The sequence below is a fragment of the Ruegeria sp. HKCCD7181 genome (genome assembly GCF_057221055.1).
In genome coordinates, this window is sequence record NZ_JBWVBC010000006.1 from 47,331 (window position 1) to 70,712 (window position 23,382).

Sequence of the window (23,382 nt, forward strand, 5' to 3'; positions counted from 1 at the left end):
CATGGGCTTCCTTGTGGCAGGACTTGCCCCCGTGATTACCCTTGAACGTCCGGCAGGACCACCCCTGCCTTTTGCAGCGCCTCCCAGATTTTGCGATCCCGGTTATAGACGTCGCGACGATACTGTATGTCGCCTTTAGGGCCGACATAGGCCGTCCGATAGATCAAATGCACAGGAACGGGCTGGTCAAGATTCACCTTTGTCTCTTTGCCGGTGGCTAAAACGCGATGGAAAAACGCCTTGGGGTCTTCTTCTTGCCGTGCAAGCAACGCGTAAGCAAATTCAAAGGGTTGCGCCAACCGTATACAGCCATGCGAAAACGCTCGCACCTCACGCGCAAACAGACTTTTCTGAGGCGTATCATGGAGATAGATGTTGTACTTGTTGGGGAACATGAACTTCACCAACCCCAGCGCATTGCTTTTGCTGGGCGGTTGCCGCATCGCAAACGGGAAATCGCGGGCCGTGAACTGAGTGAAATCGACCGCTCCCCGATTGACCTGACGACCGCTGCGATCCGTGATCTGAATATGCCCGACCGCATTCGGATTGGATTGCAACTTCGGCAGGTATTCCTTGGTGATGATCGAGCGCGGCACATACCAACTGGGATTGATCACCATATGCTCCATCTCATCCGAGAATTCCGGGCTGCGACGATCATGTGTGTTTTTGCCGATCACAGCGCGGGTTTCAAAAGTCACTTGCCCCTCGTCAACAATTTTGGCCGAGAAATCCGCCTGATTAACCAGAATGTGGCGTGTACCGCGTTGCTCGGGCAACCAACGCTCTCGCTCTAAAGCAACCAACACGGACTTGAGCCTGTCTGACGCCGGTCGATTGATCTCGGTAAGGGTTCCCTGCCCGGCGACGCCATCTGGCTCCAACCCGTGGGCAGTTTGAAAAGCCTGCACTGCCGACAAAAGTTGGGTGTCAAAATTGGGGCTGGCGGTCGGCTTCAGGTACCCCATTGTCACAAGCCGATTGCGCAACTTAACGACATTGGGTCCGGTGTCGCCGTGTTCCAGTTTCGAAACGGGAACCGTAGCGCCCCATCCACCCTGAGCGATTAGCTTCTCCAAAGCAATTTTCTGCTTCAGCAACGCTCGGTATTGGTTGGACTGCGGTGAGAGCTTGCCAATGTATCCACCGGCCGGCTCGGACATCATCAGTTCCAGATGCTCTGCGGCTGACCGCCGGTCCACCTTTCGCACAAGGCCTTCATCAATATCAGACGGCTTTACAGTTCCGGATTTTACGTCATTGGCGTACTTCAAGAATGCGCGGGTCAGTTCCGCTTCCAAACGTCCAAGATCGCGAACTGTTCGCGCCTCTTCCATGCGTGTCACAAGGGATTGCACGTCAAATCGTGCGGCTGGCAGCCCATGCAGATCTGTCGTCGACAAGGCCTTTATCAATTTTGCACGTCGAGCTGCATGTTCGGGCGTGTCCCCGACCCAAATTGGCTCGAACCCGTTTTCCCGGTAAAACTCGGATATGCCCTTTTGCTTCACTGTGGCCTCTGCCACGGCCAATTGGAACGCTGTATTGGTCGTTCCGGCCTGCGCGACAGACCCGGATACCGCGAAACAAGCGGCGATGAGAAAACTGGTACATGTCCGAAAGACAGAGGGCATGGGGTGTCCTTGGTTATTCAATGACTTGACAACCCTAAAACAGGGCATTGCGAAATAATGTTTCGCGCCGCATCGGATGTCTATTCACAAATCCATCAACAAGGGTCATCTTTCGAACCGTGATGCGCGTTTGCATCGCGAGCGGGTAAGCGCCGATCTACTGTGGCAAAACTGTGCAGGTTCGCATCAGTTGCGCAAAAAACTGCCGAAAATTCCCCCTTGATTTCGCATCAGTGAAAGACTCCTTGGCGCGTGATTCCAACTGTGCCATAAAACCCGCATCTGGGTTGGGGAAAAATTAAGAACGCGCGCGTAACATCGTGTGCAGGCAGGAACAGTACGGGACGAAACAAAAAATGACCAAGAGCAGTACTTCGGGCCTGACCCGGCGTGCCCTATTGGGCGCATTCGCGGCTACCGCAGTTGTAGCGGCTCCGACCTATTCCAATGCGGCTGGTTTTCTCCGTGGAGGTGGCGATATCCGCCGAATCCGTATGTATTCAGGCCGTACGGGCGAGCGTATCGACATGATTTATTGGGTCGATGGCAAATACATCAAAGACGCAGTCAAAGAAGTAAACCACTTCATGCGCGATTGGCGCAGCGATCAGGTCAAGGATATGGACCTGCGTACGATCGATATCATGGCAGCTTCGCATAACCTTTTGGACGTAAGCGAGCCCTATATGCTGCTGTCGGGCTACCGTTCCCCAAAAACCAACGCGATGCTTCGGAACCGTTCGCGTGGCGTTGCCAGAAACTCACTGCATATGAAAGGTCAGGCGGCTGACTTGCGTTTAGCTTCTCGGTCGGTCTCGCAAATGGCCAAGGCCGCGATGTCCTGCCGTGCTGGTGGAGTTGGGCAGTACTACCGTTCCAACTTTGTGCATATGGATTGCGGAGACATCCGGACCTGGCGAGGCTAATCCAGCCCAAACCCACACTTTCAGCCAGGCAATCGTGTTTGCGGAGACACGTTATTGGGCCCAAAGCCCAACACCTTGAGCGATAGATTGTATTTCGGGTCGAAAGCTACTCATCGGTTTTTGACCGTTTTAGACCAGAATCTTGCTTTCCCCCTAACTATTACCTTCTAGTGCGTCGGGCTTTGTGCTTTTGACGATCGCCATTTTAGCTCACGCATATTCCTAATAAACGACTGCATTCTGACAAATCAGTTGCATAATTTTAGGTTTGGTGTTGAGGTGATGTTTGGTTTTATTACACTGATTTTGCGTTAGTTATTCGGTTAGAGGTTACAATGTTGCGACGGATATTGAACGAAATCGTCATCGATATCCCCAATGCTCGCCGTTCCTTCTTGTACAACTTCAGAGCTTTTCTGACCTGGATTGTCGCGTGCCGGGTCGACTTGGCTATTGCAGCTGTGATTTTTGTTGTTTCTGGCGCGGCGTACTGGCAAATCGCCAACCAAATACCGCCCGCTTTGATAGATCCCACGCGGGATGCCTGGGTGTGGTTCGAAGCTGATTTGATCCGAGTACAGCAGGTCATGATCAGCCGCGATGCGGATAACTTCCGAACGAATGTCCATCCACTTCAGCCAATTGCAACCTATCCTCCAACGAAGATTCTCATGCTGATAGGCTTCTCTGAAAGGCTTGCAGCTATCGGTACCCTCTCTGCGGTTGCTGGTTTTTGGGGTGCAACCCTATTTGGTGGCTTTCGCGGATTGGGTTTACGCCGCCCGGACGCAATTGTCTTCACAACTCTTGGAGCAGTTTCGAGTTCGGCAATCTTTTGGATGACTGTTCCGGAGGTATACGCTTTTGGTGGGCTGACCGTCACAATCGCCTTGGCTTTCGGAACACTTATGCAACGTGGAAAAATTCCACCAGTTTTTCAGTCCCTGTCAACTGTGATCGCTTTCTCGATCACGACAACCAATTGGATGGCAGGCATTTTGACGGTGCTTGCATCCAATCACTACAAGCGCGCTTTTCAAATCTTAGTTAATGGCTTTGCAATGGCGACAGTTCTGTTCGCGGTGCAAAAAGTGTTTTTTCCGAGTTCCACGTTTTTCGTTCCCTACATCAGGCATGAATTAACGTTTATTCTCCACGAATATGCAGGTGGGAACCTGGATAAGCTACGAGCTTTTTTTGCGTACTCCATTGCGATCCCCGACGTTCCCTTTCTGGATAACCCGGCTTTTCCAGAATGGATGCGGTTGACTGTACAACTCACACCTCTAACGGCACTCACGTGGGTCGGTGGTGTTGGGCTATTGGCATGGGCGATTGTGTTCCTTTCCGGCTTGGCAAACGCTATTTTCAAACCCGGTCCAAACAAGCCGATTGCACAGGCGTTGATCTATTTTTTGTTATTTCAACTAGTGCTGCATTTATTCTACGGGGACGAGATGTTCTTGTACTCTCTAAATTATCTCCCTGCGATGTTGTTTTTGGCTGGGTTCTCGGCGCTTGGCAAAGGACGTTTGTTTTGTTTGGCAATAGCCATCGTTTCGATTCCATTCCTCGCGTACAACAACCTTTCTGAGTACCTGCGAATAACTTCGGACTTACAAATCCATGCGGACGCGTTGTTACAGAACTCGGAAAAGCCAACGGTCAGTCAATAAGTACTGCTGGATTTCGTCAGGTTGAACCGCGCTAAAAGGCCTCAGTCGCGACTCTGGTTGCATTTGCCATGAGTGTAAAGGTGAGGTTCTTGGACGGAAGTGCCGGAAAGACGGAGCCGTCGACTACGAACAGGTTCTCAAAATCGTTTGATTGACAATCGCGTGTTACGGTCAGTTCACCGCCTGTTGCAGATATCGGTAATGTGCCCGAATAATGCACGCTTGCTCCGGGTTGGCGTATCTGGGTCATGCCGGGAACCAGAGGCGCCCCAAGATCGCGCATAAATCGCCTTAACCGTGAAAGTGCATCCGTGATTTCCTGATCCTGGCCCTCTGGTGACTCGTATCTAAGGGACAATGCGGGCCATCCCTCAACATCTTTCTGCGGATCGAGTGTAGCGTGGTTCTCTCCCCGACGAGTGTCATTAAAGTTGAGATTTACCACTCCAAGTGCAGATCTTAGCGTGGTAAATATCTTCCGGCCTGCCTTCATTCCCAATGGAATTTGCGAAATCACGGGATGGGCACTACCGGTTGTCAGTGTCGTGACCTGTCCATGCACGAACTTCGTAGGGTTTTCGGTTTCCATGCCAATTGCCAGTTGGTGGTATTGATAGGACGAGGGGTCATAAGGCCGCCCCAGCATTGACAGATTGAGAAACGGCGCAAGCACTTGCTGATTGTCCATGAGCCCCGGAAGTTTGATGATTTCACCCCTAGCCTTGTAGATTGTCCTGAGAAACAAATTGGCGCTGCTGATTGTGCCAGCAGCAAGCACGAATGCGTCGCCGGTGATTTCTTCGATTGCACCACTGGCGGTATAGGTAACCAAATTATCCAGGCTCTTTGACCCCGCCACCGAAAAATGGCTCGCGAAATGGCCTGGTGTATAGGTGAAGCGCGGATGTTTCTTGAGTATTTCTAAGGTCAGCGAAGGCGTATAGAAGGCGCCGTTGGGGCATCCCCATAGGCATCGGCCGCATTCAGTACACGCATCTCGGTTTCCGAGGTTTCCAGATAGCGCGGCTTGGCGCGACCGACCCAATCGCATGCCCTGATGCCTGCGTGCCAATTTCATCCGTCGGGATTGGTACTTTTGAATCAGGGAAGCGCTGCTTCGATCCAACGATATGGGTTTCAGCATTCCATCTTGGGGGGGATACCATCGTGCCAGATCGTCGGCCCCTCCGCCGACGCCGATCCGCTCGGCGACCGTTTCGTAATACGGTGACATTTGTTCATAGCTGAAACCGAATTCGCTCAAATCGTCATCATTGAATGCGTAGGCGCCACCGGTCCAGCACTCTGCCAATCCACCCGCCGCGAAAGAGACTAGAGATGACAAACCGTGCGCTCTGATCCCGAAAGAACTTGGGTGCTCAAAGACGTAATCCTTTGACGCGGGCAACCCGTAGTACTCTTCATTCTGGTCAGAGTTGCTCGCTGGCAGGCTAATGGCTTCATAATGGTCGCCCAAAAAATAACGCACAGCGTCCGGGTGCAATGTTTTCAGATCGAAAAAACCTGCCCGCGGAAGTGGAGTTTCCCTTCCTGTTTTTCCAACATCAACCATCGTCACAGTATGCCCGCGTTCGATCGCAGTTTGTGCGAAATGCACTCCGCTGGGGCCTGATCCGATTACAATGATATGCATCTTATTTGGAGCCGTTTGCCGATGCTGGATTCGACCGGTCCAGCCAAAAACGTAACGGGAGCAAGAAGATCGTTCCAGCCAATGAAGCTGTTACCGACACAATCCCAACCCATGCAAGGCGCAGCAGTGCCAGAACGGGTCCGATGTCTGGCGATCCATCAAACAACTGGTGCGTACCGGCCTCATTCTCCAAAATTGCAGCATAAAGAACCTGCCGCCGACGCAACACACCATGCCTGTGAAGCAGTCCACAATACCCGTCCGCAAGCCACATGCTGATCCCGCCCCGTCGTGCGAGTGACAACGTCAACTGATCGAACCGACTGCCCTCATGATCTAGTCCGAGATCGTTCAGCGCCCTGGAATAATGCATAATTGCTGCGTCGCTCGGGTCTTTTCCGGTCATGTGGTTGCACAACATCCTGGCTTCGGTTCTGGCGTCGCTTTGCGGCGTAACGGGAATCTCGGTAACATCACCTGTATCGCCGTCTTGGTCATCGTTCTCGGAAACTGTACCGATCTGATCGTGCAACGTTGTCATTTGCGGCGATAACGCATTTACCAACCAGTTGTCAGATATGGTCGAGTTGTTGCCGAAAACCGCAAACTGTCCTGCAGTGGCGGGCATGATGCTGCGGGCAAGCGGCTCCAGCAACGCCAATGGCCATTGTACCAATCGCAATGGCAATTTCAGGATGCGTGGGTTTCGGGCAAAATGCAGCTGTGCAATTGTGCGCAAGAGCTCCTTCATCGGCACGACGTCCGGGCCGCCAAAATCCAGTGTTTCCCTGTCAAATGTGTCTCGTTTCAGGATTTCGACGATCCCAGTTGCCACATCATCAACAGCAACTGGCTGTACACTGATTGGGTCTCCTCTTTGCGGAAGAGGGACAACGGGTAATCCTGCTAGCGTGTCCAGAGCATCCGAAATGGGTGAACCCTGCCCCAGGATCAGCGTTGGCCTCAGGATCGTATAGTTTAGATCCGAAGCGGCAAGGTCCTGTTCGGCCCGCGCCTTGGCTTCTGCATAGGGGTAGAATGACTTGTCAGCGTACCCCGCCGCAATGGAGCTGACAAACAGGAATTGTTTGACACCCTGCTCTGTGCAGGATGAGATTAACTGCTTTGTCGCTTGCCGGTTTACGCGCTCATGTTCCTGCTTCGATGCTTTGCCGGTCAGCGCCCCGAGGTGCAGAACTGTATCAACGCCATCAAGCGCCCCGCGATAACTGGAAGGATCAGTCAGATCCCCAACGCATATTTCCACACTGTTTGGAAGGTCTTTTGCCCGGTTTTTGTCCCGCACAAGAACTCGTAAGTACCACCCTTGCGCGACAAGCACAGGCAGGACACGTTGGCCTAAAAAACCTGTTGCTCCGGTGAAAAAGATCGTGCGCGTCATGATGAAGACGGCCGGTCAATATCTTGCTGATTCAGCCGCTGAACGACGATGCTCACTGCGAGCAGAAACAGCAAAGCACCGATGGTTGCCAGTCGCGAGCTTGGGAATATTTCCACCTCAGGCGCGTGGAAGGCCCATACCCCGACGATATTTTCGGAACGCCAGATCAACAGCGATCCGCTAATGGCCAGAACCGTACTTGCCCACCCTCCCCTAAATAACAGGGCAAGCGGAACGGCAAGCAAGACGAAGTCATAAATATGTAACGGCGCCAGCGCGACAATGACCGCACTTGTCAGTCCAAATATCTGCCACGCCCTGATATCATCGCCTGCACCTCGAGTGATGCGTCCAGGCCCGACACAGAGCAGTAGAACAACGGCAAGAGCGATCAAAGTTGCCATTGGGTTTCCGATATCAAAACCTGCAAGCTCCCATACAATCAAACGAATGCCGGTCATCGATTGCGGCAGGTTGGCAGCCGTAAACCCGTCATAAGCCCCGAGGTTGCGAAGGAAATCAAAGATCGAACCAGGTGCAATAGCCAGGGACGGAAGCAGAAGGAGGATCGAGAGTACGAAAGCGATAGCAACAGCTTTGCGCGAACGCGGATCAAGCAGCAAAAGCAATATAGCAAAGGGCGCCCCGATCTGTGGCTTGAGCAATACCAGTGTCAGTCCAACGGCTTCCAGATAGAGCATCTTGTTGATCCGTCCCCATAGCATCAGGGCCACCCCCAAGCCTGCAATAAGGGTTGTCTGGCCAACGGAAAACAGGATTGCAGTTGCCTCCAGAAGCGACATGAGAAAATACAGCGCGCTGAAAACAGGCAGAAAAACCATTCCTCCCAGGCGCTCTGAGACAGCCAGACTACGTTTTGGAAACGCAGATATGAAGGCGCTGGTGGTCAGGCCGCAGATGGCGACCACAAGAAGAATTCCACTGATGTTCCAGGCGATATTCGCTGCAGGCAGGTCAAGCGCCCCAAAAGGCGTGGCAAAAGCCCACCATGTGGGCGGATACACCCACATGATCGGTACGTGCCCCGAATTGATCTTTGCTGCACCCGTGGCCTCATACGTCGGGCCATACGGATTAATGCCATCAAGCCACATGTCGCCAGCCAGCCAGATGTAGCGAAAATCAAAACCGGGCTTTTCTGCAAGTTGCACGACCTTGAACAGTAGATAAGCAGTCGCAAGACCGCACAGGAGGAGTGAAAGACAATAGATGGCACGGCGTGGAATGACGGTACGTACGGGTGAAATCTCCACTGTTTCAGTCATGCCCTCATATTCCTCCATCAAAAATCACCATCGCTAAACGCCCAGATTTTGCTCATGAAATAGGTAAATGTCGGCACGATCGCGATCATTACAGCCAGCGATGCCCAATATGGCTGCCCCAATACATCTGAAACGGTGAATACGATGATCTGGTTCAGAAACAGGTTAATGACGGAAATGACAAAAAACTTTGGCATGGACCGCTGAATGCGACCGGGTGATCTGAATGAATAATTTCGGTGACCGAAGTAGGAAACGAAAAATGCGACCGAATAGGCCACAAGATTGGCGCTTAAAGGCTCGAGGCCGCCGAAATGATGTGCGGCCAAGCCAACTGCGACATGAACGCCTGTGACGATCCCGCCTGTCAAAACAAATGTAACAACGCTTCTGGCTGACATGCTGAACTGCCCGTTCTATTGCGCTGCATGCCTTGAGGATCTGATCCCCTCTGGCACCGTCAGGTCGTTAGAATCGTTATCATGATTTGTTTCGGGATGGTCTCCTTGCCCGATTATCTCTTCCACGATGAACAAGGGGCGTTTCTTGGATTGGATATAAAGCCGGCCAAGATATTCGCCGATCACACCTAAGACCAGAAGTTGCCCGCTGCCAAGGATCAGGACAACGGACATCAGCGTTGTCCAACCCTGAATGGCGATCCCTGTCAGGTAGCTGTATGCGGTGTAGGCAAGGAACACGACCCCCAATAGTGCGCAGATAAACCCTAGATAAATCGAAAGGCGCAACGGCAGGATCGAAAAACCCGCAATCGCATCCATCGCAAAGCCGATCATTTTCCGCAAAGGGTATTTTGTGTCCCCGGCAAAACGGGCGGAACGGGAGTATTCCAAGGGAACTTGTTTGAACCCAACCCAGCTAACCATCCCCCGGATAAATCTGTGTTGTTCAGGCATCTCGTTGAGTGCCGTCAGAGCCCGGCGGCTTAGAAGACGGAAGTCACCTGTATCAGGCGGAATGTCGATATCTATCAGCAGGTTCAAAAAACGGTAAAAAACATGGGCAGAAAAGCGTTTCGCACGGGTTTCGCCCTGCCGTTCCGTCCGTTTGCCATAGACGACGTCAGCACCGTCATCCATCAGTTGCATCATATCGGAAAGCAGCTCTGGCGGGTCCTGCAGATCTGCATCCAGAATAAGAACACGCTGGCCCCGGCAAAAATTCAACCCTGCGGTCAATGCCAATTGGTGTCCAAAATTTCGAGAGAGGAAAACACCCACGATCGTCGGGTATTCGTCGCTGAATTTGCGGATCAGAGAGCGGGTGTTATCGCCTGAACCATCATCGACAAGAACTATTTCATAGTCCTCACCGGCGACTGTCGTGCACACAGCTACAACCCGGCGCACCAGTTCGGGCAGCGACTCCTCTTCGTTGAAGCAGGGCACTACGACTGACAAAAATGGCATACTCATCGCACAATGAAACCTAAAACCAAAACTCTACCCTAAAGTATAACCGCAGAAATCAGGTATTTGTCAGCCATATGTCGCATGAAGCGAGGAAATCTCAAAGCTTTTAAGGACATTGAGAGGCTTGGAGCAAGATTGTTGCCGCTCAGTTGATACTTCCTTTAATGTGGTTGAGAGCGTTTTGTATTGCTGAAAGCAGGCTTGACCCCTGAATATGATCCAAAACGACACTCTTCGCCGGGTGAAAGAACCGCTTTCCCTTTTAAGATCACTTGCCTGGTGTCTTTGCCAAGCGGACACAATCGTCAGGTCGGCAGTGGAAGAGGTCGTTATAGCTTGGAAAAATATAAGGTTACACGAAAGACGTGAACAAAAATACACGTATCCCGGGAAACTTGAAAACGAGCACAGCTCGCATTCCAAAAGTGGAAAATCTGTTGCCTGGAACGGTGTTTTAGGAAAATGGCGCACCTGAGAGGATTCGAACCTCTGGCCTCTGCCTTCGGAGGGCAGCGCTCTATCCAGCTGAGCTACAGGTGCCTTGAGGGTTAGCTACCCTCGTTCAAGTCCGGGTGCAACTGCAAATCCGCATTACATTTGCTGCTTTTACTCCGCCCTAAGCAAACAGATCATGCGCCAATTCCAGTGCGTCGATCAACGTGTCGACCTCGTCGGTGGTGTTGTAGAGTCCAAAGCTGGCGCGGCATGTTGCGGTTACCCCAAGATGGTCCATCAAGGGACCCGCGCAATGGTGCCCTGCCCGCACGGCAACGCCTTTTTTGTCCAGGATCGTCGACACGTCATGCGCATGCCCCGCACCATCCAGCGTAAAGCTGAAGATGGCGGCCTTGTTGGCGGTCGTGCCCTGAACTTGCAACCAGTTCAACCCGGTCAGGCGCTGCATTGCGTAGTCGCGCAAACCTGCTTCATGCGCGGCAATCGAATCCATTCCGAGATCCATCATGTAATCCAGAGCGACACCCATACCGATCGTCTGCACGATACCGGGCGTTCCGGCCTCGAACTTCATTGGCGGATCGTTATAGATCACCTGATCCTTCGAGACTTCCTTGATCATGTCACCGCCGCCGATGAACGGACGCATTTCGGCCATGCGTTCAGACTTGATGTAGATCGCCCCCGAACCCGACGGGCCGTAAAGCTTGTGGCCGGTAATCGCATAGAAATCGCAGCCGATATCCTGAACGTTAACCGGCATGTGCACAGCGCCCTGACTTCCATCCACCATTACAGGAACGCCCTTGGCATGAGCGCCTTCAGTTATGGCTTTGACGTCAACCACTGTTCCCAAAACGTTTGAGCAATGGGTCACAGCAACCAGTTTGGTCTTGGGACCGATGGCATCGATGACTGCTTGCGGATCCAGATGCCCCGCCGCATCAACATCCACCCACTTCAGCACGACCCCTTGGCGTTCTCGCAGAAAATGCCAGGGGACGATGTTGGCGTGATGCTCCATCACGCTCAGGACAATCTCATCCCCGGCTTGAAGATGCGGCATCGCCCACCCATAGGCGACCAGATTGATCCCCTCGGTCGTGCCCGAGTTCAATACGATTTCATTCTCATCCCGAACGCCCAGGAACCGCGCCACGGTGCCGCGCACGGCTTCGTATTTTTCGGTCGCAAGGTTTGACAGATAATGCAGGCCGCGATGAACATTCGAGTATTCTTGGGAATAGGCCTGTGTCACCGCATCTATCACCACCTGAGGTTTTTGCGCCGACGCGCCATTATCCAGGTATGTCAATGGCTTGCCATTCACCTGTCGGGACAGGATCGGAAAGTCAGAACGGATTTTCTGTACATCGTACATAGACAGTGTTTCCCTACTCCGGCCCGTTTGGGGTCATCAGAAGAACAAAAGGAACGGCCGCGAGGCCCGAGACCAGGATCACCAGAAAGGATTTTCCGAGCGAACCGAACTGATGCGCCTGATTGAGAAAATGCAAGGTGATGTAAAGGCTGAAAAGGCTCATCGCCAAAATAAGGGGGCGCAACATCGGCGGAAGCGCAATCGCAAGGAAAAAGATAACAACCTGGGCCGCAATCTGCAGAAATTGCAGCCAGATCATTAGAGCGGCGATCCCGTCAAACGTTCCCTGCCCGCCCAAGAGTCGACCGACAACAAAAAATGCGCAAATGCTGAGGGCCAACGCTCCTGCAGTGGTGACCAGTATTTGCATTACCGGCTCGAACAAAAGCGGAAGTTCCGGGTCGACGATCGGGTAGATCAAACTGGATGCCGACTGGACCAGCGTATTCAGAACAACCGCGAGGCTAAAGCCCAACCACAACACGTCGCGTCCCGGACAGTTTGCAAGGACTTGCCGAGCAGCCTCGGCCGGATTGGCGACCGTCAAAACGGCCAGACTGCGCAGGGCGGATGCTGTCATGAATTGCGACCTTCTGCCTGAATGAGACCAGAAATCCAGAACCACAGGAACACGGCCACCCACGCCACGCCAACAAGGTTCATCGCCGCACCCTGCCCGATAAATCCGGCAACAAGGCCGAACAGCATCAACAATGGACTGGCCGCCAAAAAAGACCAGAAAAGAGCAATCCGCGCCCCGAACCAATCGCCTTGGCCACCGAACAGACGGGCCACAATGTGGCTGAGCCCGGCAACAAGATATAGGATCAAAGGCGCGCTCAGCACCCAGGCAAACAGTGCCCCCGCCAGCAGAGCATTTAACTCCTGCCCGGTCAGATGCGCTTCGCGTGCCAGACGCGGGGTCTGACCTATGAACACCAGAACACAGCCTGCCATCACAATGGCCAGCGCACGGTCTTCCCGCTGTCCCATTTCCAACAGACGACGCACAACTCGCCCCGGACCGCGATACGTGGCCACGATATCCGATGTAACGGGCATCAGCGGCGGCGTGCCAGCCATTCTTGCAGGCGCGACACGATGACTTCTGTCAGAGCCTTGTCTTCGATTTCATCCACAGCTTCAGCCAGAAACGCCAACGTCAACATATCGGTCGCCTCTTCAGCCGGCACCCCACGCGAACGGAGATAGAACAATGCCGTTTCGTCAATCGCACCGGACGTCGAGCCATGCGAACACGCCACGTCATCTGCGTAGATTTCGAGTTCCGGCTTAGCCAGGAATTGACTGTCGTCGTCCAGAAGCAGCGACTGGCTTATTTGGTACCCATCGGTTTTCTGGGCACCCTCCTTCACCAGGATCTTGCCCTGAAACACGCCAGTAGCTCCGTTGCGCAAAACCTTTTTGAAAACCTGTCGGCTTTCACAGTTCACAGCATCATGAGTCACAAAGACCGTATCATCGTGGAGAAACTCTCCGTCACCAACGCATGCCCCTGCTATGTGAGCGATTGCGTTATCGCCCGTCAGCTCAACGACCTGTTCATTGCGTGTCAGTACGCCGTTCACAGTCAGGGTAAAGGACTTGTACACCGACTCGGCTCCCATACGAGTGAACATATGAGTTGCGGCGCGGCGCTGATGGTCACGTCCCTGCGCGCGGACATGGTGAAACGTGCCACCGTCTGCGATGTCGATTTCCATACATTTGTTGAACCGCGACGCCGCAGGACCGTTTTCGAGAATGGTCACTTCTGCGCCGCTTTCCACTCGGATGACATGATGCAAAATCGCATCCGAATCCTCGGACGTATGATGGTAGATAAGGCTGATCGGTTTAGACGGTTTGCCGCTTACATGAATCGCTACCCCATCCGAAGCAAACGCCGTATTCAGTGCCGCCAATGGGCGTGGCACCGGTGACTGGCCCTTGGCCTCCAGTACGCCGTACAACTCCTTGGCCCAATGGATATCCTTGCAGCAGATATCCTCGAGCCGATCAATGGTGACACCTTCCAGTGACAGTTCGTCGGAATCATCCGGGCTGAATACACCGTCGACAAATACGATCTTCAACCGATCGAACTCATGGAACATCATGGGTTCATCAGTGCTGAATACGGCTGCGGGAGGCGCTTCAGGCGAAATCAAAGTGTCCGGCCTGGTGTATTTCCAATACTCATCCCGCCGCCCGGGCAAACCCATTTCCCGAACGCGAGCCAAAGCGGCTTCGCGCGCTTTGCGCGTGCAGCCTGCGTCGGGCATGGTCAGAGAGGCAAGCCGCTCTTCCGTCGCGGTCTGTTTCGCTTGTGGCAACGCCATTAGTTCACCTCAGCCAGAATATCTGCATAACCGTTGTGTTCCACCTCCAGCGCCAGCTCGGGGCCACCGGATTTCACGATACGACCGTCAGCCATGATATGAACAACATCCGGTTTGATGTGGTCCAGCAGGCGCTGATAGTGGGTGATGACCAAAAAGCTGCGCCCTTCGCCACGCAAAGCGTTCACGCCTTCGGAAACCAGCTTCATCGCGTCAACATCAAGGCCCGAGTCGGTCTCGTCCAGGATGCACATCTTGGGCTCCAGCATCGCCATCTGCAGGATTTCGTTGCGTTTTTTCTCACCGCCCGAAAAGCCCACATTTACCGGACGCTTGAGCATATCCGCATCGATCTTCAGCGATTTTGCCTTGGCGCGGATGACTTTCAGGAAGTCCGCCGCCGACAGTTCCTCTTCGCCGCGTGCCTTGCGCTGCGCATTTACGGCAGTACGAAGGAATGTCATGTTACCGACGCCCGGGATTTCAACCGGATACTGGAACGCCAGGAACAGGCCCGCAGCGGCGCGTTCTTCCGGCTCCATATCCAACAGGTCCTCTCCTTCAAGCGCGGCCGAACCCGCCGTGACCTCATACCCGTCACGTCCCGACAGCACATAGCTGAGAGTCGATTTGCCCGAACCATTCGGTCCCATGATCGCATGCACCGTTCCAGGTTCGACGGTCAGGTCAACACCTTTGAGGATCTCTTTTTCTTCTTCCTCAAGTTTGACGTGCAGGTTCTTGATTTCCAGCATGATTTGTCCTTTTGCGTATCGCAAGGGGCGCCCCGGCCCCGATGTATTCTTATCCCAGTATCTTGCGGATCACGCGGGCGGCTATCCAACCAAGGATGGCCCCTCCACCAACCGCCCAGACCGGGTTGATAAATTCCATGTAGTTGGTGTTTACGTAGGCCACGCCCAACAACCCGCCCAGAACCGGAAGCGCATATCCCAGAACGGTCAACACATCATCCCGTTGGATGCGTTTGCGCGGCGTACGAGCCATCAACCGACCGAGCCTTCCAGTGAGATCGCCACAAGTTGCTGCGCTTCCATCGCGAACTCCATCGGCAAGGCCTGCAAGACGTCTTTGCAGAAGCCGTTAACCACAAGGGCGACGGCCTCTTCTTCGTCCATTCCACGCTGGCGGCAATAGAACAGCTGATCGTCATCCACCTTCGAGGTTGTCGCCTCGTGCTCGACGCGTGAAGAATTATTGCGAACTTCAATGTAAGGCACTGTATGTGCGCCGCATTTATCACCGATCAACAAACTGTCGCACTGCGTGTAGTTACGCGAGTTCTTAGCCTTGGGATGCATCGACACAAGACCGCGATAGGTGTTCTGCGCTTTACCCGCGCTGATCCCTTTGGACACGATCCGTGATTTGGTGTTCTTGCCCAAGTGAACCATTTTGGTGCCGGTATCGGCCTGCTGCATATTGTTAGTGATGGCGATTGAATAAAATTCACCCTGGCTGTCATCACCGCGCAGGATGCATGACGGGTATTTCCACGTCACGGCCGAGCCGGTTTCAACCTGCGTCCACATCACCTTGGCCCGGTCACCCCGGCAATCGGCGCGTTTGGTGACAAAGTTGTAGATGCCACCCTTGCCGTTCTCATCGCCCGGATACCAGTTCTGGACGGTGGAATACTTCACCTCGGCGTCTTCCTCGACGATGATCTCGACCACAGCGGCATGCAACTGCGCGATGTCACGTGCAGGTGCGGTGCAGCCCTCAAGATAGGACACGTAAGAGCCTTTGTCGGCGATGATCAATGTGCGTTCGAATTGACCGGTGTTTTCAGCGTTGATCCGGAAATAGGTCGACAGCTCCATCGGGCAGCGCACACCGGGCGGCACATAGACAAACGAGCCATCCGAGAACACGGCTGAATTCAATGTAGCGTAGAAATTGTCAGACACCGGCACGACCGAACCCAGGTATTTCTTGACCAGTTCTGGATGCTCGCGAATGGCCTCGGAGATCGAGCAGAAGATTACCCCGGCCTTTTTAAGTTCGGCCTGGAAGGTGGTGCCGACCGAAACCGAGTCGAACACCGCGTCCACGGCAACCTTACGACCCTCGGCTGGTGCCGCTTCCGCGCCCTCGACGCCTGCCAGAATCATCTGCTCTTTCAGCGGGATACCAAGCTTTTCGTATGTGGCAAGCAGTTTGGGGTCGACTTCATCCAGAGACTTGGGCTTGACCTCCATCGACTTAGGCCGGGCATAGTAATACTGGTCCTGAAAATCGATCTCGGGGTAGTCGATCATCGCCCATTCGGGCTCATCCTTTTGCAGCCAGCGCTCGTACGCTTGCAGCCGCCATTCGGTCATCCACTCAGGCTCTTCGTTCTTTTCCGAGATCAGCCGGACGATATCCGGTGTCAGCCCCTTAGGGGCGTATTCCATCTCGATATCGGTTTCCCAACCATATTTGTAGGCGCCTCCGACCTCGCGCACCGCATCCACGGTGTCCTGATCGACGCCTTCTTTTACCTGAGTCTGGTCCAAAGCGGCCATGACATCCTCCGTCCGATCACGCGGCACGCGCATGATGCTTTTTCTCTTTTTCAAGCCACGTTTCGGCGAAACGCAGCACATCTTCTTCAGTCGTCTCCGGTCCAAGCGATACGCGGATCGCGCTCGCTGCCGTCAGCTCGTCGTAACCCATGGCCGTCAGAACCGTACTGGCACGTACTTTGCCGCTGGAACAGGCAGACCCGGCGCTGATCGCAAAACCGGACAAATCCATCTGCATGACCTGTGTCTCGCCTTTCCAACCCGGGGTGGCAAAACACAGAGTATTCGGGAGTCGCTCCTGATCTTTCCCGACAAAAATAGTAGATTTAGAGCCGGCCTCAAGAGCGTTTTCTAGAATATTTCTAAGTTCGGCAACTTTTTCCCAGACGCCATTCGCCAAATCACGCGCCGCAGCTTCAGCAGCAGCCCCGAAACCCGCTATTCCAATGACATTTTCGGTACCCGAGCGGCGGCCCATCTCTTGGCCACCTCCCTTGATTTGGGCAGGTAGATCTGTACCGCGGTTCATAACCACAGCGCCTATGCCCTTGGGCCCCCCCAGTTTGTGAGCCGAGATCAAAGCCATCTTTGCGCCCAGCCAGTTGAACGCGACCGGTAGTTTACCAAATGCCTGGGTCGCATCCGTCACGGCGAGCCCGACCGGCAAGGTCTGAACAATACCTGTTTCGGAGTTAGCCAGTTGCAGCGTCGAAGACTCAGGGTTGGATACTTCGACTTGGCCAGAGCCTGAAACGGGCAGGCTGTCATCTGTCCAGGCGCGAACTGCGTCATGTTCAACCGCGGCACCCTTCAACCCACGCCCCGCGAGGGCCAGCGCAGCACCTTCCGTTGCGCCAGACGTGAAAACAACATCGGCACCGTCCGCGCCGAAAGCTGCCGCGACCTGAGCGCGCGCCCTTTCGACCAACGCTTTAGCAGCCCGGCCTTCGGCGTGAACCGAAGACGGGTTTCCGGCAGCATCCATCGCCGCAACCATGGCAGCGCGCGCCTCAGGCCGAAGCAAGGTCGTCGCATTATGATCCAGATAAATACGTTTCATGGATACATCTTTTCAAACGGGCTTTTGGTGTCTTGGGACGTGGAACTACATGACATTCCGTCAGTCGTCCACGACGGAGAACAGGCTAGGTACGGCAGGACACGGCGCCAGATCATTTTGAATGACATCCGATAGGCGAGTTTGGTGCAGAAACACATAGACTTGAGCGCTCAAACCTTCCCACAGCCGGTTGGTCAGCGACTGCGCCCTGCTACCAGAAGACGCACCGGACGCCCCCGCGCCTTTTTGCAGCGCATCGACAGTTTCATCTACCGCGGCAAGAACCTGAACCACACGAATATCCGATGCCGGACGGGCCAACCTATAGCCGCCACCTGGCCCACGAACCGACGCGACCAACTCCGCACGGCGTAATTTGACGAACAGCTGCTCCAGATACGGAAGCGAGATGTCTTGCCGCTCGGATATTTCAGCAAGCGTCACGAGCTGGTCGACTGGTTGCAGCGCAATGTCTGCAAGCGCAACCATTGCATATCGGCCCTTGGTTGACAGCTTCATTGTATTCCCTCGTGGCAAGAATAGCGCGAAATCATTGACGCCGCCGCAGCCAGTGCGTATCTCCCACTGGCAGCGTATTTTACGCGGCCCAAATGTAATTAGAACCGTTCTAAGGTGCCTGACGAATATCGTCAAGTATTTCTGGGCGCCGACACGGTAAAAAGACAGGACCAAAGCACACATGCCCGAGGTGATTTTTCCCGGACCCGAAGGCCGCCTGGAAGGCCGCTACCACCCGCAAAAGGAAAAAGACGCACCGATCGCTATCGTGCTGCACCCGCATCCTCAATTCGGCGGGACCATGAACAACAAGGTGGTCTACAACCTGCACTATGCCTTTTACAACATGGGCTTCACCGTGTTGCGGTTCAACTTCCGCGGCGTTGGCCGCAGTCAAGGCGAATATGATCAGGGTATCGGTGAGCTGAGCGATGCGGCTTCGGCGCTTGATTACCTGCAATCAATGAACAACAACTCGAAACACTGCTGGGTCGCAGGTTTCTCGTTTGGCGCATGGATCGGCATGCAGTTGTTGATGCGCCGCCCGGAAATCACCGGGTTCATCAGCGTTTCGCCACCCGCAAACATGTATGACTTTTCTTTCTTGGCGCCCTGCCCGTCCTCGGGTTTGATCATCAACGGCTCGGCCGACCGCGTGGCACCGCCGGCGGACACAACAACGCTGGTGGGCAAGTTGCACGAACAAAAAGGCATAACGATCACCCACAACGAAGTCGAAGGCGCTGACCACTTTTTCCAGGACCGCCACATGGACACGCTGATGACCGACGTGACGGACTACGTAAAGCGCCGCCTGACCGAGAACACCCGGTAATGTCCGACACGATTTCTACCCTCGCGGCCAGACTGGCTGAAGACACAATGAAGGTGATGGATGAAACCGGCGAAGATCGATTCTTTGTCGAGGTTGGGGAGGTCCTGGGTGCTGCTTCACAGTCCCTGGAAGAGGCATATTTGACCGAAATTCGGGTCCGGCTTGCTGAGCGAAAAGCCCGGCAGTTCGTGGTCAAAAGACTGTCCGAGCATCGTTCGAAGCTCAAGGCAATTGAAAAGCAATAGCTTCCCTGAGGGCCAAAGAAAAACAAAAAAGGAGCCCGAGAGCTCCTTTTTCACTATCGTATGCGATTAGCGCTTAAACTGTATCAACCCGAAAACCGCTCAACAAATATGGCTGCATCTTTGTCGACGGACCCCCCGTCTGCAAGCCACCCCAGCGCCACGATCAAAAACGATATGATGATGACGGATTTTGCAAATGTCGTCATTCCAAACTCATAAAAAAACACTAATAAACACTGTGACGTTACCACGATACTCCGTAAACCGAATAGTCGGGTTTACCTGACCTTCGAGTCACTCTCGTTCTGATTGCAGGTAGGAATTCACTTGCCGAAAACCCCAATTATGTGGTCAACCAAACCGTCAAATCATCTGCGAGAAATCCCGTGCCTAAGATCTACCTGATCCTCTTATTGGCCGTTGCCGCTGAAACCATCGGAACAACCGCCCTTCAGGCCAGTCAGCAGTTCACACGCTTCTGGCCCTCTGCGCTGGTCATTGTGGGATACGGTTTCGCGTTTTTCCTATTGTCTCTGACGCTCAAGGTGATGCCCGTTGGTATCGTTTACGCGATCTGGTCCGGGCTGGGCATCGCTATGATCGCCCTGATTGGGTTCTTTGTTTTTGGTCAGAAACTGGACTGGCCAGCGATCCTTGGACTGGCGTTGATTCTGGGCGGTATCCTCGTCATTCACTTGTTTTCCAGCACGGCCGGGCATTGATAGCGCGTTAGGGCTGGTAACTTTGCCCAAGCCGCGCTATGCGCGCGGCAACTTCCCGTTCAAAGGCTGACCTCTCATGGAACTGCGCAATATCGCAATCATCGCTCACGTGGACCACGGCAAGACGACCCTGGTTGATGAGCTGCTTAAGCAATCCGGCGCGTTCCGGGAAAATCAGGCCGTGGCGGAACGCGCCATGGACAGCAACGATCTGGAGCGTGAACGCGGCATCACCATCTTGGCCAAAGCGACTTCGGTCGAGTGGAAAGATACACGTATCAACATCGTCGACACCCCCGGCCACGCCGATTTCGGCGGCGAAGTCGAACGGATCCTCAGCATGGTTGATGGTGTTGTCTTGTTGGTCGACGCGGCCGAAGGCCCGATGCCACAGACCAAATTCGTGACGTCCAAGGCGCTGGCCTTGGGCCTGCGACCCATCGTGGTTTTGAACAAGGTCGATAAGCCGGACGCCGAACCCGACCGGGCCTTGGACGAGTGCTTCGATCTGTTTGCCAACCTCGGCGCGGATGATGATCAGTTGGATTTCCCTGCCATGTACGCCTCGGGCCGTTCGGGCTGGGCCGATATGGAGCTGGACGGACCCCGCAAGGATCTGAGCGCACTGTTCGACCTGATCGTTGATCACGTCCCCTCGCCAAAGCAGGCCGAGAAAAAGGACGAACCGTTTCGAATGTTGGCCACGACTCTGGGTAGCGACCCGTTTATCGGCCGCATTCTGACCGGCCGCGTCGAAAGCGGTACTCTGAAAGCCGGCGACACCCTGAAAGCACTTAGCCGCGACGGCGCGCTGATCGAAAACTTCCGCGCCTCCAAGATCCTGGCCTTCCGCGGTCTGGGTCAGCAACCCATTGACGTGGCCGAAGCAGGCGACATCGTCACCATCGCCGGGATGAGCAAAGCCACCGTGGCAGACTCGCTCGTTTCGCCTCAGGTAGACGAAGCCCTGCCCGCTCAGCCGATCGACCCGCCCACCATCACTGTCACCTTCGGCATCAACGACTCTCCGCTGGCTGGGCGCGACGGCAAAAAGGTTCAATCCCGCGTGATTCGCGACCGTCTGATGAAGGAAGCCGAGTCGAACGTCGCCATCCGCATCTCCGACACCCCAGGCGGCGAGGCCTTCGAGGTCGCTGGCCGCGGCGAATTGCAAATGGGCGTTCTGATTGAGAACATGCGACGCGAAGGGTTCGAACTCAGCATCTCGCGTCCGCAGGTTCTGTTCCGTGAAGAAGATGGTCAGCGTCTGGAGCCCATCGAAGAAGTCACCATCGACGTGGACGATGAATATTCCGGTTCGGTGATCGAAAAAATTACCGGAGCGCGCAAGGGTGAACTGGCTGAGATGCGCCCCGCCGGCGCAGGCAAAACACGCATCATCGCGCATGTCCCATCACGCGGCCTGATCGGTTATCACGGCGAATTCCTGACCGACACACGGGGCACCGGCGTTCTGAACCGCGTGTTCCACGGCTGGGCCCCGCACAAGGGTCCGATCCCAGGTCGTCGTGCCGGAGTTCTGATCTCGATGGAGAACGGCCAGGCCGTGGCTTACGCCCTGTGGAACTTGGAAGAGCGCGGCCGCATGTTCGTTGCCCCGCAAACCGACATCTACCAAGGCATGGTTATCGGAGAGCATTCACGTGACAACGATCTCGAAGTGAATCCTCTTAAAGGCAAAAAACTGACGAACGTACGGGCCAGTGGCTCGGACGATGCTGTGCGCCTGACGCCTCATATTCAGTTCTCACTGGAAGAGGCGATTGCTTATATCGACGACGATGAACTGGTCGAAGTAACGCCGAACGCAATTCGTCTCCGCAAGCGCTTTCTTGACCCACATGAACGCAAGCGGATGGCTAAATCTGCGTGACGCAGAGCGCCTTTTTACATCCTGATTTGGAAACAATGGCACTTCTGTGACATTTTTAAATCACTCCGAAAAATAGTAAGGCATTGAAAGCCCGGCATATGCCCGGGCTTTCTCTTTGTTATTGCCCGAATTTCTACTTTAAAGTGCGCTTTCACGGGAAATGACGGTTCTAATCCCTCTGTAAACAAGGCATCATTTAGCGGTATTTGTGTCAAGAATGTGGCGCCACAAGTTCCAGTGGTTGCTAAGGGTTACGAGTTCTGAGGAGGTGCGCTATGCGCATGAGATCAAAGTTACTTTCGTTTGTTTTTGTTTCGGTTTCGTTACCAGTACTTTCCACCGGGGCAGCCAGTGCGTCGGACATGTGTACCGTCAAAACCGCAAGGCAATCTGTGTCTTCCAATACACTATGTGCGTGTGATGTCGTCAGTTCTCGCATGTTGCGCTACATCCATCGACGCGCAGATTTCGAGGAGATACTTCAACGTACGCTCCTAGATTGCCCAAGATTTGCGGCTGTTCTCACAGACTTCCCGACAGCATCAACCATCGGCAATCCAAGGCGAAGCGGCGACGGGCGTGATGGCGAGACTCCTACGGGAACCGACCCAGGCACAGACAGCGGACCAGATGGTGAAGAACCCGAAGGCGACGATCCTAAAGGTGATGATCCTGAAGACGACGGACCAAAAGGCGACGGACCAGAAAACGACGGGCCAGAAGACGACGGGCCGGAAGACGACGGACCGGAAGACGACGGGCCAGAAGACGATGGGCCAGAAGACGATGGGCCTGAAGACGATGGGCCTGAAGACGATGGGCCAGAAGACGATGGGCCAGAAGATGATGGGCCAGAAGATGATGGGCCTGAAGATGATGGGCCAGAAGATGATGGGCCAGAAGATGATGGGCCTGAAGATGATGGGCCTGAAGATGATGGGCCTGAAGATGATGGGCCAGAAGATGATGGGCCTGAAGATGATGGGCCAGAAGATGATGGGCCTGAAGATGATGGGCCTGAAGACGATGGGCCTGAAGACGACGGACCAGAAGATGATGGGCCTGAAGACGATGGGCCTAAAGGCAAAGGCCATAAAGGTGGCGGCCACAAAGGCAAAGGCCCCAAGGGTGACGGACACAAGGGAAAAGGTCCCAAGGGTGACGGACACAAGGGCAAAGGTCCCAAAGGTGACGGACACAAGGGCAAAGGTCCCAAAGGTGACGGACACAAGGGCAATGGTCCCAAAGGTGACGGACACAAGGGTGACGGACACAAGGGCAAAGGTCGCGAAAGTAGAGAAAAAAGATAACTCTTCAGGCCTGAAGCTGAAAAACACAATGGGCGATGAATTCATCGCCCATCATTTGGTTCTAATACTGTAG

23 protein-coding genes and 1 tRNA gene are annotated in these 23,382 nt (G+C 54.2%); 7 read left to right on the forward strand and 17 right to left on the reverse strand.

Annotated elements, in window-relative coordinates; genetic code table 11:
* Positions 1–35: 35 nt before the first annotated feature.
* The gene (locus tag AC2TCY_RS13175) at positions 36–1,637 is read right to left on the reverse strand and encodes a L,D-transpeptidase family protein (protein ID WP_480847920.1); all 1,602 of its coding nucleotides are present in this window, start codon (positions 1,635–1,637) and stop codon (positions 36–38) included.
* A 356-nt stretch (positions 1,638–1,993) separates the two neighbouring features.
* On the opposite strand from AC2TCY_RS13175, the gene mepK reads away from it, so the two are divergent.
* Entirely contained in the window at positions 1,994–2,563 is a 570-nt protein-coding gene (gene mepK / locus AC2TCY_RS13180) for a peptidoglycan L,D-endopeptidase MepK (protein ID WP_480847921.1), read from the forward strand.
* A gap of 350 nt (positions 2,564–2,913) precedes the next feature.
* On the forward strand, positions 2,914–4,239 hold the full coding sequence (locus tag AC2TCY_RS13185) for a hypothetical protein (RefSeq protein WP_480847922.1): 1,326 nt from the start codon (positions 2,914–2,916) through the stop codon (positions 4,237–4,239).
* A 31-nt stretch (positions 4,240–4,270) separates the two neighbouring features.
* Here AC2TCY_RS13185 and AC2TCY_RS13190 read toward each other — a convergent pair whose 3' ends face one another.
* The 15 genes from AC2TCY_RS13190 to iscR form a co-directional block, all read right to left on the reverse strand.
* Positions 4,271–5,893, reverse strand: a complete 1,623-nt coding sequence (locus AC2TCY_RS13190) for a GMC oxidoreductase (protein ID WP_480847923.1) — start codon at positions 5,891–5,893, stop codon at positions 4,271–4,273.
* A gap of 1 nt (position 5,894) precedes the next feature.
* Positions 5,895–7,295 (reverse strand): SDR family oxidoreductase, encoded by a 1,401-nt coding sequence (locus tag AC2TCY_RS13195; RefSeq protein WP_480847924.1) that lies wholly within the window; start codon positions 7,293–7,295, stop codon positions 5,895–5,897.
* Positions 7,292–8,599, reverse strand: a complete 1,308-nt coding sequence (locus AC2TCY_RS13200) for a glycosyltransferase family 87 protein (protein ID WP_480848282.1) — start codon at positions 8,597–8,599, stop codon at positions 7,292–7,294. The genes AC2TCY_RS13195 and AC2TCY_RS13200 overlap by 4 nt, the downstream gene beginning before the upstream one ends.
* Positions 8,599–8,982: a GtrA family protein gene (locus AC2TCY_RS13205; RefSeq protein ID WP_480847926.1), complete on the reverse strand. Its 384-nt coding sequence runs from the start codon at positions 8,980–8,982 to the stop codon at positions 8,599–8,601. Before AC2TCY_RS13205 ends, AC2TCY_RS13200 begins: the two co-directional genes overlap by 1 nt.
* A gap of 15 nt (positions 8,983–8,997) precedes the next feature.
* The gene (locus AC2TCY_RS13210) at positions 8,998–10,017 is read right to left on the reverse strand and encodes a glycosyltransferase family 2 protein (RefSeq protein ID WP_480847928.1); all 1,020 of its coding nucleotides are present in this window, start codon (positions 10,015–10,017) and stop codon (positions 8,998–9,000) included.
* A gap of 460 nt (positions 10,018–10,477) precedes the next feature.
* Positions 10,478–10,554: transfer RNA gene (locus AC2TCY_RS13215), tRNA-Arg, on the reverse strand.
* Positions 10,555–10,630: 76 nt separating this feature from the next.
* Positions 10,631–11,851, reverse strand: coding sequence for a cysteine desulfurase (locus tag AC2TCY_RS13220; RefSeq protein ID WP_480847929.1), 1,221 nt, complete (start codon positions 11,849–11,851; stop codon positions 10,631–10,633).
* 13 nt (positions 11,852–11,864) lie between these two features.
* Positions 11,865–12,431 (reverse strand): YIP1 family protein, encoded by a 567-nt coding sequence (locus tag AC2TCY_RS13225; RefSeq protein ID WP_480847931.1) that lies wholly within the window; start codon positions 12,429–12,431, stop codon positions 11,865–11,867.
* A complete protein-coding gene (locus AC2TCY_RS13230) occupies positions 12,428–12,913 on the reverse strand; it encodes a YIP1 family protein (RefSeq protein WP_480847933.1) in 486 nt (161 codons plus the stop codon). The genes AC2TCY_RS13225 and AC2TCY_RS13230 overlap by 4 nt, the downstream gene beginning before the upstream one ends.
* Positions 12,913–14,193 carry a SufB/SufD family protein gene (locus AC2TCY_RS13235; RefSeq protein WP_480847935.1) on the reverse strand — a complete coding sequence of 427 codons (1,281 nt, stop codon included), beginning with the start codon at positions 14,191–14,193 and terminating at the stop codon, positions 12,913–12,915. Before AC2TCY_RS13235 ends, AC2TCY_RS13230 begins: the two co-directional genes overlap by 1 nt.
* Positions 14,193–14,948, reverse strand: coding sequence for a Fe-S cluster assembly ATPase SufC (gene sufC, locus AC2TCY_RS13240; protein WP_480847937.1), 756 nt, complete (start codon positions 14,946–14,948; stop codon positions 14,193–14,195). Before sufC ends, AC2TCY_RS13235 begins: the two co-directional genes overlap by 1 nt.
* Before the next feature lie 49 nt (positions 14,949–14,997).
* The gene (locus tag AC2TCY_RS13245) at positions 14,998–15,201 is read right to left on the reverse strand and encodes a hypothetical protein (protein WP_480847938.1); all 204 of its coding nucleotides are present in this window, start codon (positions 15,199–15,201) and stop codon (positions 14,998–15,000) included.
* A complete protein-coding gene (gene sufB, locus AC2TCY_RS13250) occupies positions 15,201–16,724 on the reverse strand; it encodes a Fe-S cluster assembly protein SufB (protein WP_480848283.1) in 1,524 nt (507 codons plus the stop codon). The genes AC2TCY_RS13245 and sufB overlap by 1 nt, the downstream gene beginning before the upstream one ends.
* 16 nt (positions 16,725–16,740) lie before the next feature.
* Complete coding sequence (locus tag AC2TCY_RS13255; protein ID WP_480847939.1) at positions 16,741–17,784, reverse strand: cysteine desulfurase family protein; 1,044 nt, start codon at positions 17,782–17,784, stop codon at positions 16,741–16,743.
* A 60-nt stretch (positions 17,785–17,844) separates the two neighbouring features.
* A complete protein-coding gene (iscR, locus tag AC2TCY_RS13260) occupies positions 17,845–18,303 on the reverse strand; it encodes a Fe-S cluster assembly transcriptional regulator IscR (protein WP_480847941.1) in 459 nt (152 codons plus the stop codon).
* A gap of 181 nt (positions 18,304–18,484) precedes the next feature.
* Between iscR and AC2TCY_RS13265 the strand changes: the two genes are divergently transcribed.
* Complete coding sequence (locus AC2TCY_RS13265) at positions 18,485–19,138, forward strand: alpha/beta hydrolase (protein WP_480847942.1); 654 nt, start codon at positions 18,485–18,487, stop codon at positions 19,136–19,138.
* Positions 19,138–19,383 (forward strand): hypothetical protein, encoded by a 246-nt coding sequence (locus AC2TCY_RS13270; protein ID WP_480847944.1) that lies wholly within the window; start codon positions 19,138–19,140, stop codon positions 19,381–19,383. The genes AC2TCY_RS13265 and AC2TCY_RS13270 overlap by 1 nt, the downstream gene beginning before the upstream one ends.
* 83 nt (positions 19,384–19,466) lie before the next feature.
* Here the strand turns inward: AC2TCY_RS13270 and AC2TCY_RS13275 are convergent, their stop codons facing one another.
* Positions 19,467–19,589, reverse strand: coding sequence for a hypothetical protein (locus tag AC2TCY_RS13275; protein ID WP_480847946.1), 123 nt, complete (start codon positions 19,587–19,589; stop codon positions 19,467–19,469).
* A 180-nt stretch (positions 19,590–19,769) separates the two neighbouring features.
* Here AC2TCY_RS13275 and AC2TCY_RS13280 point away from each other — a divergent pair, with 180 nt between their 5' ends.
* The 3 genes from AC2TCY_RS13280 to AC2TCY_RS13290 all read left to right on the forward strand — a co-directional run bounded on the left by AC2TCY_RS13280 (position 19,770) and on the right by AC2TCY_RS13290 (position 23,382).
* Positions 19,770–20,105, forward strand: a complete 336-nt coding sequence (locus AC2TCY_RS13280; protein WP_480847947.1) for a DMT family transporter — start codon at positions 19,770–19,772, stop codon at positions 20,103–20,105.
* Positions 20,106–20,181: 76 nt separating this feature from the next.
* Positions 20,182–21,999, forward strand: coding sequence for a translational GTPase TypA (gene typA, locus AC2TCY_RS13285; protein ID WP_480847948.1), 1,818 nt, complete (start codon positions 20,182–20,184; stop codon positions 21,997–21,999).
* A gap of 582 nt (positions 22,000–22,581) precedes the next feature.
* Positions 22,582–23,382, forward strand: coding sequence for a hypothetical protein (locus AC2TCY_RS13290; protein ID WP_480847950.1), 801 nt, complete (start codon positions 22,582–22,584; stop codon positions 23,380–23,382).

Bases quoted from the DNA above. Each gene is read 5' to 3' on its own strand.
- AC2TCY_RS13175 (WP_480847920.1), bottom strand. From the start codon at position 1,637: ATGCCCTCTGTCTTTCGGACATGTACCAGTTTTCTCATCGCCGCTTGT.
- mepK (WP_480847921.1), top strand. From the start codon at position 1,994: ATGACCAAGAGCAGTACTTCGGGCCTGACCCGGCGTGCCCTATTGGGC.
- AC2TCY_RS13190 (WP_480847923.1), bottom strand. From the start codon at position 5,893: ATGCATATCATTGTAATCGGATCAGGCCCCAGCGGAGTGCATTTCGCA.
- AC2TCY_RS13195 (WP_480847924.1), bottom strand. From the start codon at position 7,295: ATGACGCGCACGATCTTTTTCACCGGAGCAACAGGTTTTTTAGGCCAA.
- AC2TCY_RS13200 (WP_480848282.1), bottom strand. From the start codon at position 8,599: ATGGAGGAATATGAGGGCATGACTGAAACAGTGGAGATTTCACCCGTA.
- AC2TCY_RS13205 (WP_480847926.1), bottom strand. From the start codon at position 8,982: ATGTCAGCCAGAAGCGTTGTTACATTTGTTTTGACAGGCGGGATCGTC.
- AC2TCY_RS13210 (WP_480847928.1), bottom strand. From the start codon at position 10,017: ATGAGTATGCCATTTTTGTCAGTCGTAGTGCCCTGCTTCAACGAAGAG.
- AC2TCY_RS13220 (WP_480847929.1), bottom strand. From the start codon at position 11,851: ATGTACGATGTACAGAAAATCCGTTCTGACTTTCCGATCCTGTCCCGA.
- AC2TCY_RS13225 (WP_480847931.1), bottom strand. From the start codon at position 12,431: ATGACAGCATCCGCCCTGCGCAGTCTGGCCGTTTTGACGGTCGCCAAT.
- AC2TCY_RS13230 (WP_480847933.1), bottom strand. From the start codon at position 12,913: ATGCCCGTTACATCGGATATCGTGGCCACGTATCGCGGTCCGGGGCGA.
- AC2TCY_RS13235 (WP_480847935.1), bottom strand. From the start codon at position 14,193: ATGGCGTTGCCACAAGCGAAACAGACCGCGACGGAAGAGCGGCTTGCC.
- sufC (WP_480847937.1), bottom strand. From the start codon at position 14,948: ATGCTGGAAATCAAGAACCTGCACGTCAAACTTGAGGAAGAAGAAAAA.
- AC2TCY_RS13245 (WP_480847938.1), bottom strand. From the start codon at position 15,201: ATGGCTCGTACGCCGCGCAAACGCATCCAACGGGATGATGTGTTGACC.
- sufB (WP_480848283.1), bottom strand. From the start codon at position 16,724: ATGGCCGCTTTGGACCAGACTCAGGTAAAAGAAGGCGTCGATCAGGAC.
- AC2TCY_RS13255 (WP_480847939.1), bottom strand. From the start codon at position 17,784: ATGAAACGTATTTATCTGGATCATAATGCGACGACCTTGCTTCGGCCT.
- iscR (WP_480847941.1), bottom strand. From the start codon at position 18,303: ATGAAGCTGTCAACCAAGGGCCGATATGCAATGGTTGCGCTTGCAGAC.
- AC2TCY_RS13265 (WP_480847942.1), top strand. From the start codon at position 18,485: ATGCCCGAGGTGATTTTTCCCGGACCCGAAGGCCGCCTGGAAGGCCGC.
- AC2TCY_RS13270 (WP_480847944.1), top strand. From the start codon at position 19,138: ATGTCCGACACGATTTCTACCCTCGCGGCCAGACTGGCTGAAGACACA.
- AC2TCY_RS13275 (WP_480847946.1), bottom strand. From the start codon at position 19,589: ATGACGACATTTGCAAAATCCGTCATCATCATATCGTTTTTGATCGTG.
- typA (WP_480847948.1), top strand. From the start codon at position 20,182: ATGGAACTGCGCAATATCGCAATCATCGCTCACGTGGACCACGGCAAG.
- AC2TCY_RS13290 (WP_480847950.1), top strand. From the start codon at position 22,582: ATGGCGAGACTCCTACGGGAACCGACCCAGGCACAGACAGCGGACCAG.